A 14,267-nucleotide genomic window follows, 5' to 3' on the forward strand; every position below is an offset into this window, starting at 1 on the left:
GTATACCGGAGCTCAGAAGAATCTGATCCCGGCCAACCGGTGACGCACCGCCGTCGCGGGGGTCAGCAGCCAGTCGACCGTCTCGACTATCCGGCCGACGCGCAGCAGCAGCTCGTCGAGGTCCTGTTCGGGGGCCGTCAGCGATCCGACGACTCCGTCCACCGACCGAACCGTGCCTGCGAACGTGTCGAGCCCCTCGGCGAACTTGTTCAGCAACGCGTCGAACCTGCCCAGCACGCGGGCGAATTCGTCGAGGGACGTCCCGATCTCGTGGGCCACCCCGTCGACGCGGCCGATGGTGACGTCGGCATTGAGTGCGGCCTGGGTGAGTCTCCTGATACGGCCGGCCGTGTCGACACCGTCCGCCCCTACACCCGTCGGTTTGCTCATCGATGTTCGCTCCTCGGCTCGTGCACGGACCTAGCGTGGGGTATGCCCCGTGAGTGGCGGCTCGATCACCAGCGGATCGTCCGCAGCCGGTGGTCCGTAGACGCCGCCGTTCCTCGTCGCGTTCTCCTGACCCCGGTCGTCCGGTCGTGGAACGTTCACGGCGCCCCGCTGCTCCAGGTACTGCTGCGACTGGCACGTCCAGTCCAGGGCGGGCTGACTCGGTTCCGCGTCGGTCACCAGACGGCGAGGGGCGTCGTACACGCATATCGGCCCCTGCGTTCCGACCAAAAGTAGGTCCGCGAGTCCGCCCTTCTCGATCGAGGCGATCTTCGGCAGCGCGCCGGGCATGATCGTCAGGCCGTAGTCGAGGGAGGGTGTGCGGTCACCGACGATCCGCGTGGGGAGAACCAGATTCGCCATCAGGGCGCCCAGTGAGTCCCGGTTTCCCGACAGCAACGAGTCCAGGCTCGCCGTAGTCTGCGGCGAGCGCCCGAGCAGGTCGACGAGCGCGGAGTCGTTCGCCCGCAACTGCTCGAGGACGCTCCGGGCGGTGCTCGCCGATTCCGGCAGAGCGGCGGTGAGGCGGTCGGCGGTGTCCAGGAGCGGCATGCCCTTGTTCACGATGGTCGACAGTGCGTCGGTGCGGGTTTCGAGTGTCCGGGCGATCTCGGCGGAACCGTCGAGCAGGTTCTGCAGGTCGGGCCCCGTGCCCCCGAAGGCGGTGCCGAACGTGTCGGCCAGCGACGACAGAGCGGTGACGTCCAACGAGTTCACGAGGTCCGTGGTCTCGACGAGGGTCGCGTCGAGCGAGCGCGGGATTCCCTCCTCCGGAACCTCGACGACGTCCCCGTCCGCGAGGTACGGCGGGTTCGCACTGTCGGGTATGATGTCGAGCGCCTGGATGCCGATCGCGTTCTCGGTGGTGATCTTCGCCGTCGAGCCGGCCGGCACCTGGGTACCTGGATGCAGTTCGATGCCGAGGACGACGCCCGTTCCTTCGGGGTTCACGTCGACGGAGCTGATCGTGCCCACTCCGACGCCGCGATAATTGACGGACGCTCCCTGGGCGAGGCCGGCGGCGTGGTCGAGCCGCGCACTCAGGTGAATGGGACTTCCGAACGTGTCCGGGCCGGCGACGTACCGCAGCCCGAACAGCATCGCGGCGATCGAGATCACGAGGAACAGGACCAACTGCGCCACCACGTGACGTGTCATCATCGGACGCCTCCGCCGAGTACCTCGGGCAGCGTGCGGGCTTCCGGCACCTCGAGAGGAGCCGATCCGGTGAGCAACTTGGCTATGACGGCGGTGACGTCGAACGTTCCGTCGAACGTCGTGTAATCACCGGGTGTGGCCGCGGCGAATCCACCGAGGAACGTCGCCACCGAATTCAACGTCGGCGCGAGTTGTGACTCGAACCCGTCGAGTGCCGTGAGCACGGCCCCCGCGTCGCTGATCTCGGCCGACAGTTCGGATCCGGCGCTGCCGAGGACATGCTGCGCCTCGCGGCTGAGACGGGACGCCTCCCCCATCAACGCGACGATCTGATCTCGTTGCGACGCTAGGAGGTCCACCGCAGGCGCCAGGTCGGTCATCGCCCGATCGAGGGTCGGTTGCCCGGCGGCGAGTTCCGCCGCGAAGGCATTGGACGCCACCATCGCCCGGTCGAGTTCGTCCCGATGGTCGTCGACGACGCCCAGTGTGTCGTTCAACATGTCCACCAGTTCCCGGACCTTGTCCGAGCGGCCCGCGAAGGCGACGGTCAATTCGTTCATGATGGCGTGCATCTGGTCGATGCCGCTGCCGTTCAACACGGTGGCCAGCGCGGCCAGGCCGCTCTCGATGTCGGGACCGCGCGACGTCCGGTCCAGTGGGATGGTGTCACCCTCGCTCATCGGCGCGCCCGCCGCGTGCCCGACCTCGAGTCGGACGAAGGGATTGCCGAGGGCCGTGGGCAATTCGATCCGGGCCGTCGCATCCTGCGGTATCGGGACGTCGTCGCGGATCCGCATCTCGATCCGAGCGGTGAAGTGCCGGGTCGACACGTCCGAGACTCGGCCCACCACCTCTTGACCCACCCGGACCTCGGCGCCGGGGACGACACGATCTACTCCGTCGAACTGCGCGGAGATCTGATACGACGGACCGTCCGGCGAACGGCCCACCGACAGATCCTGCAGGCTCAGCGAACACCCCGCGACCGGCAGCGCCATACCGACGATCAGCGCCGCCGTCAGCGATTTCGTTCTCGTCCGGATCGTCATCGTCCTCCGACCATGAGTTCGCGCAGCCCGAACGGGTCGGACATGCTGGGCGGAAACTGAATCGGGTTGGTGATTCCCGCTCCGCGGCAGAGGATCGGATCGACCACCGCGCAGAGCGGGGACGTCGGCTCGGCCTGCGCCAGGTTGGTGGAGATGTTCAGCCGGATGCGGGCACGCTGGTCCGGAGTCACCGCACGCTGGATGTTGTCGATCAGCAAGGGCACCAGGTCCATGATCTCGGCGAGGTCGGTGTCGTGTCTTTGCAGCACCTCGCTCACTCCCGCGAGGTTGTCGATTCCGGCGGTGACATCGCCGCCCCGGGCGGACACGAGTTGGTCGATCTGGTCCAGGAGCGTGGACAACTGGGTAATGGTGTCGCCGATCGCGAACTGCTGGCCGGCGAACTCGTCGCCGATCGCGGTGAGCGAACCGGCGAGTGAATCGACCTGCGCCTGACGCGACGAGATCGCGTGCACGAGCACCTCGAGGTTGTCGACGAGCTCGCCGACGTCCGCGCTGTTGCCTGCGATCACCGAACTCGCCTGCGACAGTGTGCGGATGGCGTCGTTCATCGCGGGACCGAGACCGTCCGTGGACGCGGCGGCAGCGGAGATCGCGGCACCGGCGTCACCCCCGTCCGGGCCGAGTGCCTTGACGACGGTGTCGACGCTGTCCATCAACTGGTCCCAGGTAATGGGCGAATGACTGCGCACGGGTGGAATGGTCTGCCCACTCTCGAACACCGGGCCGCCGGTGTACGCGGGACCGAGTTCGACGAAGCGCTCGCCGATCGCGGAAGTCACCAGCACGTACGCGTTCGCGTCCGCGGACAGCACGACGTCCGACGCGACGGACATCGTGACCATCACGGTCGCGCCTCTCGGCTCGACCGCCTCGACCGTGCCGACCGGAACCCCGAGCACCGAGACCTTGGTGCCGGGGAACACGCCGTTGACGTAGGCGAATTCGGAATGCACGACGGTGGACGACGTACGGAAGATCAGCAGCCAGCCGGCCACGACGATCGCCACCACGAGGGCGAGCACGCCGCCGATCCCGGCGGCCCTGCGCGCGATGCCCGCGTTCACGAGCACCCCGTGATCAGTCCGACGACGCACAGCAGATTGTCGGCGATGACGGCCGACGGCGCGGAGACGTCGGCCCAGTCGCCGGTTCCGGTCGCGTTCACGAGCGCCCTCGCGGCGGGTGCGCCCGTGGTGAGGAGCGCGTCGAGGTTGGCGAGGTTCGCCTGCAGCCGGTCCGTCACCTGTCTCGCGTTGACGAGCAGTGAATCCAGCTCGGCGGTGTTCTCGCCCAGGAACTGGGATGCCTGTGCGACGAGCGCCTGGAGATCGTCGACCATCTGGCGGATGGCCGCGCGCCGGGTGGCGAGCGTGTTCATCACGACGTCCGCGTTACCGAGCAGGGTGGTGAGCTGATCCTGCTGACCGACCAGCACGTCCGTGAGGGTCCGCGAGCTGTCGAGTAGTTGCGTGACCTGATCGGCGTTCTTCGCCAGGATCGCGGACGCCGCACTCACACCCGCCAGTGCCTCCCGGTTGAGGTTCGCGTCCTGCGGCAACGTGTCCGTCACGACAGCGAGCATCTTCTGCAGTCCCCCGAGGTCCAGTTCGTCCGCCGTCTCGATCGCGGACGACCCGATGTCGTCGAGCGAGTACGGAACGCTGGTGCGGCGGAGTGGAATCACCCCGTCGCCCTCCAGGTCTCCCGGCCCCGACGGGGCCACGTCCAGATATCGCTTGCCGAGGATGGTCGACAGCTTGACCCCCGCGGACGTCGTCGATCCGAGGTGACGTTCACCGTCGAGCCGGAAGTGCACGACCACGTGATCGCCCGCCAGGTCCACTCCGGTGACCCGGCCGGCGGGGACACCCGCCACGTACACGTAGTCCGAATCGGTCAGGCCCGCCGCGTTCGCGAGTTCGGCCGTGTAGCCGTCGGTCCGGACGGCGAAGCTCACCCGCGGGATCACCAGAACCAGCGCCAGCGCCAGTGTTGCCGCGAGAATTCCTGCGATCCCGACGATCAGCGGGTTGACGGGCCGCACTCGCTGATTTCCGGCCAGCGAGTCCCAGACGTCGCGCACCTTCTCGGTGACACTCATTGGCAGTACCTCGAATGCAGGTCGGGACCGAGGGCGCCTTCGCGACCGTCGACGTTGACGATGAAGGTGCACAGGTAGATGTTGAGCCACGAGCCGTACGAGCCCGAGCGGTCGACGGACGAGAAGAATTGCGGCATGGCCACCATCAGGTGATCGAATTCCGGGTTGGCGCCCAGCATCGCCCCCGTCAGCGAATGGAGCTGTTGCACGGTGCGGCTGAGTTCCGGGACGCGCCCGTCCACGATCTGCAGTGCCGAGCGGCTCACCGCCGCACTCTGATCGAGGGTGTCCATGAGAACCTCGTTGTTCTCGGCGAGCATTCCGGTGAACTGGGTGAGGCTGTCGACGAGGTGGGACAGCTCGGGACCCCGCGCCGCCGCCGTGCCCACCACCACCTCGAGGTTTCGAATGAGATCGCCGATCAGCTGGTCGTGATTCGCCAGGTTGCCGGTGACGTCGGCCACCCTGCGCAGCAGGGTTTCCATGCTCGTCTTCCTGCCGTCGAACACGGCGACGACTTCGGTGGCGAGTGCGTTGACCTGTTTCGGGTCGATGGCGTCGAACAGTGGCTTGAATCCGTTGAAGAGACTGGTGAGATCGAGTGCGGGCGACGTTCGGTCGAGCGGGATCGTGTCACCCTCCCCGAGCGTGCCCTCGCCCGACGGCCCGGCCGCGAGATCGAGATACCGGACCCCCAGCAGGTCGCCGTATCGGATGGCGACGGTGGTGTCGGCGGGCAGTTCCTGATCGCGCTGCACCTCGAAGTCCACCAGGGCGGTAGCACTTCCGGCGTCGCCGTCGACGATGTCGATCGAATCGACGCGTCCCACCCGCACGCCGGCGATGGTGACGTCGCTGCCGGGAGTGACACCCTGGGCGTCGGTGAACAACGCCTCGTACGTCACGGTCTGCCCCTCGACCGGCACCCGCAGAGTGTTCACCACGAGCACTGCCGAGAGGGTGCCGAGAACGGCGAAGATCGCCAGTTTGATTGCCGAGTTCCGGACGCTCATCCTCCGCCACCTCCCCCGCAGTTCGGTCCGTCCACGCCGGGATACCGCGGGCAGTCGGCCGACGTGTAGGGCCGCGGGTTGGACAGGTCCGCGGCAACGCGGACCGCGAACTTGCCGGTGGAGAAGACGGCGGCGCCGGCCTCGCCGAACGGGCCTGCCTCGTCGAGGGTGGCCCGCAGCAGATCGGACTTGCTGGCCATGGTGCCCAGGGTCGGCGAGACGTTCAGGGCCACCGCGATCATGTTGTCCGCGTTCTGTTCCAGTACGTCGCCGGAGTTCCTCGACACGACGAGTGAGGCGGCGAGGAAACCGGTGAAGCTGTCGGTGTTCTCGACGAGAGTGTTCGACAGGGACACCGCCGCGTCCATGGTGGCGAGGACGTCCGGTGCGGCCGCGGCCAGCTGCTCACTGATCCGGGCGATCTGCGGAGCCCGCTCCGCGACCGACTCGACGAGCGGCGCGGCCGATGTCGCCACCGTGTGGAGGCTGTCGATGGTGTGCCCCAACCGCTCGCCGCGACCCCGCAACGCGTCGGCGACGGCGCTGAGTGCGGCCTGCATCTGCTCGGGCTTCACCCGCGACAGCATGTCGTAGACCTTCGAGTACAGGTCGTACATCTGGACGGTCTCGGCCGAGGTGTCGGGTTGCAGCCGCGCGCCGGCCTCGAGCTGGTGTCGACCGCCGGTTCCGGCGGTCGACACCAGCTCGACGGTCTGGTCGCCGAACAGCGTGCGGGGCACGACCCGCACCTGGACGGACGCCGGGATGTGGCGCATCTGCTCGGGGCGGAGACTGATGTCCATGCCCGTCTCGTTCATTCCGGGGTCGACACTCGACACGGTTCCGACGGTCGCCCCCTTGTAGGACACCGTGGTGTGCGACTTCACTGCACCGGCGTCGGCCGGAAGTGTCGCTGTCACCACGGGATCGGTGACGATCGTTCCGGTGCCGAAACCGACCAGCAATGCCGATCCCAGGATCAGGACCGCCACTCCGATCACCCCCCGCACTGCGAGTGCGCCGGTGCCCGGCCCACCCGGGCGACCGCGCATCACGGCAACCCCAGGGCGGGGGCGGACGGGACGAGGCCCCACAGCGAGAGCGTGAGCAGCAGATCGACGATGCCGATGGCGAGGATGCTGGTCCGCAACGCGCGTCCGGCCGCACGGCCGACGCCCTCGGGGCCGCCGTGCGCGTGGTACCCGTACGAGCAGTGGACGAGCGCGATGATCGTCGCGAACACGACGGCCTTGACGAACGAGTACACGACGTCGGTGGGGGTGAGCATGAGATGGAAGTAGTAGTCGTACGTTCCGGCCGACTGCCCGCCGAACGTGACGATCACCAGCCGCGAAGCCAGGTACGACGACAACAGGCCGACGACGTACAACGGGACCACACAGATCAGGCACGAGACGAGTCGTGTGCTCGCGAGGAACGGCAGCGACCGGATCGCCATCGCGTCCAGCGCACTGATCTCCTCCGAGATGCGCATGGCGCCGAGTTGCGCGGTGAACCCGGTTCCGACCTTCGCCGCGAGCGCGATACTGGCGATCACGGGCGCCAGTTCGCGGGTGTTGAGGATCGCCGACAGGAGTCCGGACAGGGATCCCATGCCGAGCAGGTCCAGTCCGCGCAGCCCTTCGATGCCCACCTGCGTCGCGGCGACGGCGGACATCGCGAAGACGACACCGATCGCGCCGCCGCCGGCGAGCAGCGTGGCACCGCCGAAGCTGATGTCGCCGATCTGACGCATGATGTGCCGCCAGTACTTCACGATCGCGAGGGGAACTCCGGCGATCACGCTGCCGTAGAACGTGAATTCCCGGCCCAGCCCCGTCATCAGGTCCAGGGGCTGACGGGCCCGGGCCCGCACCCAGTGCACTGCGGGCCATCTGGTGCTCACGACCATCAGTAACCACCTACCGGGACGACGAGAACGGAATAGAGCTGACTGAGCACGGTGTTGACGATGAAGACCAGGATGAAAGCCAGAACGACGGCCTCGTTGACGGCGTCGGCGACACCGCTGGGCCCGCCCTTGGCGTGCAGCCCCTTGAAACTGGCGACGAGCGCCGACGTCACCGCGAACGCAGTCGATTTGACGAGGGCGACCACGAAATCCGACAACCGCGTGTATTGGGACAGTGCAGTGAGAAAGCTTCCCGCCGAACTGTTCTGGACGATCACCTGGAAGAGGAAGCAGGCCGACACTCCGACGGCGGTGACCATCGCGCAGAGTGCGATGCCGACGATCACCGCTGCGAGCACGCGCGGGACCACGAGCCGCTCGATCACGTTGAGTCCGAGCACCTCCATGGCCTCGACCTCTTCGCGGATCGTCCGCGAGCCGAGGTCGGCGCAGATCGCGGACCCTCCGACCCCGGCCAGCATCAGCGCGCAGACCAGGGCGGACGCCTGCCCGACGATCACGAACCCCACGACCGCCCCGGTGTACCCCTCGGCGCCGAGCTGACCGGCGAGGCTACCGATCGTGACAGCGATGAGGACTCCGATGGGGATCATCAACAGCAGGGCGGGCGCCGACGTGACCGACGCGAGCCGCCAGGCCTGGTCCAGCAGTTCCCGCCAGGCCAGCTTGCGCCGCACCAGAACTCGTACCGCGGCCACCGTGGTCGCGATGGAGAATCCGATGAGTGCGCCGACTTCGTTGGCGAAATGACTCACGGGCCCTTTGGCGGGTGGCAACTCGAATGTCACGCGGTCCTCCCCCGTTGCCGGTCACCGCAGAGCGGGGACCGGCCTCGAGATGTTCGATACGGGGTCAGACGACCGCGACGCCGGTTGCGCCGTGGGCCTTTCGGAGCTCGCCTTTGACGACCTTGCCGCTGGCGTTGCGGGGCAGAGCGTCGACGATCACGACGTCTTTCGGGTGCTTGTACCGGGCGAGCTTGTCGTCGAGCCACGCCGCGAGTTCTTCCACGGCGAGGTCGGATCCCTCGTCGTCGAGTGCGACGACGGCGACGGGCACCTCGGTCCACTTGGGATCGGGCCGGCCGACGACGGCGGCCTCCCGGATCCGCGGGTGTCCGAACAGGACGTTCTCCACCTCGGCGCAGTAGATGTTCTCGCCGCCGGAGATGATCATGTCCTTCTTCCGGTCGACGACGTAGACGAATCCTTCGTCGTCCTGTCGCACCAGATCTCCGGAATGGAACCACCCGCCTGCGAACGCGTCCGCCGTGGCGGCCGGGTTCTGCCAGTACTCCAGCATCATCGTCGGTCCGCGGTAGACGATCTCGCCGACGGTCCCGGGTGCGACGTCGTTCATGTCGTCGTCGACGACGCGCGTCTGGATCGTCGGGATCGGCTTGCCCACCGAGCCCAGCTTGCGGATCGCGTCGTCACCGTCGAGGACACAGGTGATGGGCGACATCTCGGTCTGCCCGAACACCGCGACTATGAGCGCCCGCGGGAACGTGTCCGCCATGGCGCGCAGCACCGTATCCGATGCGGGCGCCGCCCCCCAGCTGATGACGCGGAGGGCGAGATCGCGACCCCGGACGGTCGGGTCGGCGCAGACGGCCTGCCACTGCACCGGCACGAGGAACACCGTCGTGATCCGCTCCTGCTCCCACACGTCGAGCATCTCGGTGGGGTTGAACGCCTTGAGGGGGTGAATCACCGTGGTACCCCCGAGCATCAGCATCGGGGCGACGGAACCGAGCGCGGCCACGTGGAACACGGGGGACGCGAGAAACCCGATGTCGTCGCCGCGGTCGTAACGCATCGCGCGGATACAGGTGATGGACTGTCCGACCATGTTCGAGTGCGACAGCACCGCACCCTTGGGCGTACCCGTCGTTCCGGCCGTGTAGAGGATCAGCGACGGTGTGTCCTCCGGCAGATCGACGGGGGCATGGGCCGGGCCGTCCTCCGACACGAGTTCTTCGTAACCGAGCACGTCGGCTTCCGTGTCGGCGCCGATGTTCACGACCAGGCTCAGTCCGGGAACGTCCTGCCGCACCGCGGCGACCAGCGGCGCGAGCGCGGGCTCGGTGAACACCGCACGAGCCCCCGAGTCACGGGCGATGAACGCGACCTCGGGTGGGGTGAGCCGGAAGTTGACGGGAACCGCGATGGCGCCGAGGGCGTTGATCGCAAGAACCGCCTCGAAGAACTCGGTGCGGTTGAGGGTGAGCAGCAGGACACGGTCGCCGAAGTTCACACCGCGCCGGGACAGTGCGCCGGCGAGCGCCTCCGATCGGTCGTGCAAGTCGCGCCAGGTCGTACTGTGGCCGAGAAAGCGGAACGCGGCCTGATCGGGCTTCATCTCCGCGTGTGAAGCAACCCAGTTGTTCCAGTGGTTGCGGCGGGATTGCAGTGGCTGCTCCAGCAGCTCGCTACGTGACGACATGTGGTGGTGGTCCCTTCGCTGTACTCGTGCCCGGCGCCTGTGTGCCTGTTCGGACCTGCACCGAGATGTGACGAGTATTACAGATCTCGACGTCTATCGGAACAATCTTGTTAACCGCAATTCGCATCAGCTCCGGAAGTTCGGAGTGCGTTTCGCGAGCATCGCGGTGACCCCTTCGACGAAGTCGGGGCCCTGCAACAGTTCCGTTTGGCCCGCCTTCTCGCGGTCGAGCGATGCGTCCAGAGCTGTCAGTGTCGCTCCGGTGAGTGCCCGCTTGGTGAGTTCGATGGCCCGCCTCGGACCACGAGCCAGCCGGACCGCCACGGCATCGACGTGCGCGGCGAGTTCGTCCGGTGGGAGAACACCCGCGATCAGGCCCTCCCGCTCCGCCTCCGCGGCGGGCAGGCGCTCCCCGAGGAGAGCCATCCGGGTGGCCCGCGCCCGGCCGATGGACGCCGCGATCAGCGCGCTGGAACCGCCGTCGGGCATCAACCCGATGTTGACGAACGCGAGGAGTAGATAGGCATTCTCGGAGGCGTACGTCAGATCGGCGGTCAGAGCGATAGACGCCCCGACCCCCGCGGCCGCCCCGTTCACCTGCGCGATGACCGGAACGGGCAACTCGACGATGGCACGAACCACCCGGTTGGCGGAGTCCATGACCACATCGGCGGGCGCTTCCCGGCCTCCGGCCGCGGCGGCCGCCGCGAGGTCCGCGCCCGTGCTGAACGCCTTGCCCGCCCCCGCGATGACCACGACACGAACGGAGGAGTCCGTGGCGGCTGCAGTGAGCACGTCTCCCAGCGCCGTCATGTGCGCCAGGTCGAGGGCGTTCATCCGGTCGGGCCGGTCGATCGTGATCCGGAGGATCCCGGCCTCGTTGACGACGCGTAGCCCGTCGACCGCCGGGGCGGTCACGACTCCGCGCCGATACGCGAGTCGACCGTGCTCGCGAGCCGCCCGGTGATGATCGATTGCGCCTCCGTGACCATCCGGGTCACGAGTTCGCGCACCGTCGGGATGTCGTCGATCAGGCCCTGGCTCTGTCCCGCGGTCCAGATTCCGGCGTCGAGATCGCCCTTTTCGAACACCGTGCGTCCCCGGGCTCCGGCGACGAGATGCTGGATGTCGGCGAATTCGCAGCCACGGGATTCGATGTCGACCACCTCGGTGCTGACCGCGTTGGTCGCGACGCGGGCGGTGTTGCGAAGGGAGCGGAAGATGAGTTCGGTGTCGCGTTCGGTGTTGGCGACGATCCTTTCCTTGACGGCGTGTGCCACCGGGGATTCGACCGTGCACATGAATCGGGTGCCCATGTTCACGCCGTCGGCGCCGAGTGCGAGTGCTGCGACGAGACCACGCGCGTCCGCGATACCACCGGACGCGATCAGGGGGATCGTGAGCTTTCGGGCGGCTGCCGGGATCAGAATCAGGCCCGCGACGTCGTCCTCACCCGGGTGCCCTGCGCATTCGAAGCCGTCGATGCTGACCGCGTCGACACCTACCTGTTCCGCCTTCACCGCGTGCCGCACGCTCGTGCACTTGTGGATCACCTTGATCCCCGCGTCCTTGAGGTGCGGGAGGTGGTCCGCCGGATTGGAGCCGGCGGTCTCGACGATGCCGATTCCGGAATCGATGATCGCCTGGCGGTACTCGGTGTACGGCGGCGGGTTGATCGACGGGAGGATCGTCAGATTCACACCGAAGGGCTTGTCGGTGAGCTCCCGTGTGCGGGCGATCTCCGCGACGAGATCTTCGGGAGTCGGCTGGGTGAGCGCGGTGAGAAATCCGAGCGCCCCCGAATCGGCCACGGCCGCTACGAGTTCGGCACGGCCGACCCACATCATGCCGCCCTGGACGATCGGATGCTCGACACCGAAGGCCTCGGTGAATTTCGTCCTCATATCAGTTCACCTCTTCGAACGTGCCGCCTGTGGCGGCCTTGTCCAGCAGCAGTTGGGGTGGAAGGAATCGGTCGCCGTACCGCGCGGCCAGCAGTTGCGCCCGGGAGACGAATCCCTGGATCCCGCCCGGGTACTGGTCGATGTAGCGGGCCACGCCACCGGTCCAGCCGGGGTAGCCGATGCCGAGAATGGAACCGACATTGGCGTCGGTGGTCGACTCGAGCACACCCTCTTCCAGGCATCGGACCGTCTCGACGGCCTCGATGAAGAGCATCCGCTCCTTGATGTCCTCGAACGGGATCTCGGTATGCGCACCATCGCGCCGGAACATCTCGAGCCCGGACCACAATCCGACCCGCCTACCGTCCGCGTACTCGTAGAAACCGGCGCCCGTGGAGCGGCCCTTGCGACCGAATTCGTCGATCATGCGATCGACGACGGCATCCGCCGGATGCGGCTCCCAGGTCTTCCCGTCGGCGAGTATCGCGGCCTTCGTCTCCTCGCGGATCTTGCGGGGCAGAGTGAGTGTGAGTTCGTCCATCAACGCGAGGACGGGAGCGGGATATCCGGCCTGCGACACCGCCTGCTCGATCGACACCGGGGAGACGCCCTCGCCGAGCATCGCGATGCCTTCGTTGGTGAAGGTACCGATGACGCGGCTCGTGAAGAAACCGCGGCTGTCGTTGACGACGATCGGAGTCTTGCCGATCTGCCGGACCACGGCGAGCGCGCGTCCGAGCGCGTCGTCGCTGGTCTTCTCGCCCTTGATGATCTCGACCAGGGGCATCTTGTCGACCGGCGAGAAGAAGTGCAGGCCGATGAAGTCCTCGGTACGCGACACGTTCTCGCCGAGGAAGGTGATCGGCAATGTCGACGTGTTGGTGCAGAGCAGCGCGTCGGGCGCGATGAAGCCGTCGATCTCGGCGAACACCGTGTTCTTCACGGCCGGGTCCTCGAACACGGCCTCGATGACCAGCTGGGCACCTGCGGTGTCCTCGGGCCGGTCGGTGGGGAGGATCCGCGCGAGGATCGTTTCGGCCTTCCCGGCGGACGTCCGGCCCTTGGCGACTGCCTTGTCCAGAAGAGTCTTCGAGTACCCCTTGCCCTTCTCGGCCGCGGCCAGGCTCACGTCCTTCAGCACCACGTTCATGCCCGACTCGGCACACACGTACGCGATGGCCGCGCCCATCATCCCCGCGCCGAGCACCGCGACGGTGCCGACGGGTGCGCGGTCGGCACCGCCGTACTGGTTGACCAGACTGTTGGCCTTCTGGAGGTCGAAGAAGAACGCGCGGATCATGTTCTTCGAGATCTGCCCCGTCGCCAGCCCGGCGAAGTAGCGGTTCTCGATCTTCTGAGCCGTGTCGAAGTCGACGAGCGCACCTTCGACGGCAGCGCTCATGATCGCGATCGGAGCCGGATAGGGCGCGCCTTTGAGCTGTTTCCGCAGGTTGGCGGGGAAGGCGGGAAGATTCGCGGCCAGCGCCGGGGACGCGGGAGTTCCACCGGGAATCCGGTACCCCTGCACGTCCCACGGCTGCACTGCATCGGGGTTCTCGGCGATCCACTTCTTCGCCGCGGGCACCAGGTGGTCGACATCGTCCACGAGCTCGTCGATCAAACCGAGACTGTGCGCCTTCTCCGCTGTGTGGCGCTGCCCCTGCAGGAGAACCTGCGTGAGGGCGGAGACGACTCCGAGCAGGCGCACCGTCCGGACCACACCTCCCCCGCCGGGAAGGAGCCCGTTCGTCACCTCGGGGAGTCCGATCTGCACGCCTGCGGCATTCAGCGCGATCCGATGGTGGGTGGCGAGTGCGATCTCGAGTCCGCCGCCGAGAGCGGCGCCGCCGATGGCCGCGACGACGGGCCTGCCCAGCGTCTCCAGCTTGCGCAGTGGTCCCTTGATTCGGTCGACGTTCGCCATCACCGCCTCTGCCTGTCCCGCGCGGGACTTCAGGATGTCGTTGAGGTCGCCGCCGGCGAAGAACGTCTTCTTCGCGGAGGTGACCACAACTCCGGCAATGGTGTCGCGCTCGGTGGTCAAGCGGTCGACGACCTCGCCCAGGGACACGATGAACCCCTCGTTCATCGTGTTCGCGGACTGGGCGGGGTCGTCGAGAACGAGGGTGACGATTCCGTCCGCGTCCTTCTCGTACCGAATTGTGCTGTCAGTCATGCTGTTCGCTTCTCCTG

At 67.3% G+C, this 14,267-nt stretch carries 13 protein-coding genes; all 13 read right to left on the minus strand.

Annotated elements, in window-relative coordinates:
* Positions 1 to 12: 12 nt before the first annotated feature.
* Positions 13 to 390, minus strand: a complete 378-nt coding sequence (locus JVH1_RS05690) for a hypothetical protein (RefSeq protein WP_009479360.1) — start codon at positions 388 to 390, stop codon at positions 13 to 15.
* A gap of 30 nt (positions 391 to 420) precedes the next feature.
* Positions 421 to 1,608, minus strand: a complete 1,188-nt coding sequence (locus JVH1_RS05695) for an MlaD family protein (protein WP_043782032.1) — start codon at positions 1,606 to 1,608, stop codon at positions 421 to 423.
* Positions 1,605 to 2,654, minus strand: a complete 1,050-nt coding sequence (locus JVH1_RS05700; protein ID WP_043782030.1) for an MCE family protein — start codon at positions 2,652 to 2,654, stop codon at positions 1,605 to 1,607. Before JVH1_RS05700 ends, JVH1_RS05695 begins: the two co-directional genes overlap by 4 nt.
* Positions 2,651 to 3,742 carry an MCE family protein gene (locus JVH1_RS05705; protein ID WP_043782059.1) on the minus strand — a complete coding sequence of 364 codons (1,092 nt, stop codon included), beginning with the start codon at positions 3,740 to 3,742 and terminating at the stop codon, positions 2,651 to 2,653. The genes JVH1_RS05700 and JVH1_RS05705 overlap by 4 nt, the downstream gene beginning before the upstream one ends.
* Positions 3,739 to 4,779: an MCE family protein gene (locus JVH1_RS05710; RefSeq protein WP_043782027.1), complete on the minus strand. Its 1,041-nt coding sequence runs from the start codon at positions 4,777 to 4,779 to the stop codon at positions 3,739 to 3,741. The genes JVH1_RS05705 and JVH1_RS05710 overlap by 4 nt, the downstream gene beginning before the upstream one ends.
* On the minus strand, positions 4,776 to 5,792 hold the full coding sequence (locus tag JVH1_RS05715) for an MCE family protein (protein ID WP_043782026.1): 1,017 nt from the start codon (positions 5,790 to 5,792) through the stop codon (positions 4,776 to 4,778). The genes JVH1_RS05710 and JVH1_RS05715 overlap by 4 nt, the downstream gene beginning before the upstream one ends.
* Positions 5,789 to 6,844: an MCE family protein gene (locus JVH1_RS05720; RefSeq protein WP_043782025.1), complete on the minus strand. Its 1,056-nt coding sequence runs from the start codon at positions 6,842 to 6,844 to the stop codon at positions 5,789 to 5,791. Before JVH1_RS05720 ends, JVH1_RS05715 begins: the two co-directional genes overlap by 4 nt.
* Positions 6,844 to 7,704, minus strand: coding sequence for an ABC transporter permease (locus tag JVH1_RS05725; RefSeq protein WP_009479359.1), 861 nt, complete (start codon positions 7,702 to 7,704; stop codon positions 6,844 to 6,846). The genes JVH1_RS05720 and JVH1_RS05725 overlap by 1 nt, the downstream gene beginning before the upstream one ends.
* A complete protein-coding gene (locus tag JVH1_RS05730; protein WP_009479358.1) occupies positions 7,704 to 8,513 on the minus strand; it encodes an ABC transporter permease in 810 nt (269 codons plus the stop codon). Before JVH1_RS05730 ends, JVH1_RS05725 begins: the two co-directional genes overlap by 1 nt.
* 64 nt (positions 8,514 to 8,577) lie before the next feature.
* The gene (gene fadD5, locus JVH1_RS05735) at positions 8,578 to 10,170 is read right to left on the minus strand and encodes a fatty-acid--CoA ligase FadD5 (RefSeq protein WP_009479357.1); all 1,593 of its coding nucleotides are present in this window, start codon (positions 10,168 to 10,170) and stop codon (positions 8,578 to 8,580) included.
* A 126-nt stretch (positions 10,171 to 10,296) separates the two neighbouring features.
* Positions 10,297 to 11,088, minus strand: coding sequence for an enoyl-CoA hydratase (locus JVH1_RS05740; RefSeq protein WP_009479356.1), 792 nt, complete (start codon positions 11,086 to 11,088; stop codon positions 10,297 to 10,299).
* A complete protein-coding gene (locus tag JVH1_RS05745; RefSeq protein ID WP_009479355.1) occupies positions 11,085 to 12,074 on the minus strand; it encodes a nitronate monooxygenase family protein in 990 nt (329 codons plus the stop codon). Before JVH1_RS05745 ends, JVH1_RS05740 begins: the two co-directional genes overlap by 4 nt.
* 1 nt (position 12,075) lies before the next feature.
* The gene (locus JVH1_RS05750; RefSeq protein WP_009479354.1) at positions 12,076 to 14,250 is read right to left on the minus strand and encodes a 3-hydroxyacyl-CoA dehydrogenase NAD-binding domain-containing protein; all 2,175 of its coding nucleotides are present in this window, start codon (positions 14,248 to 14,250) and stop codon (positions 12,076 to 12,078) included.
* Positions 14,251 to 14,267 lie beyond the last annotated feature (17 nt).

It is taken from the genome of Rhodococcus sp. JVH1 (assembly GCF_000280725.2).
Classification (GTDB): Bacteria; Actinomycetota; Actinomycetes; order Mycobacteriales; family Mycobacteriaceae; genus Rhodococcus_F; species Rhodococcus_F jostii_A.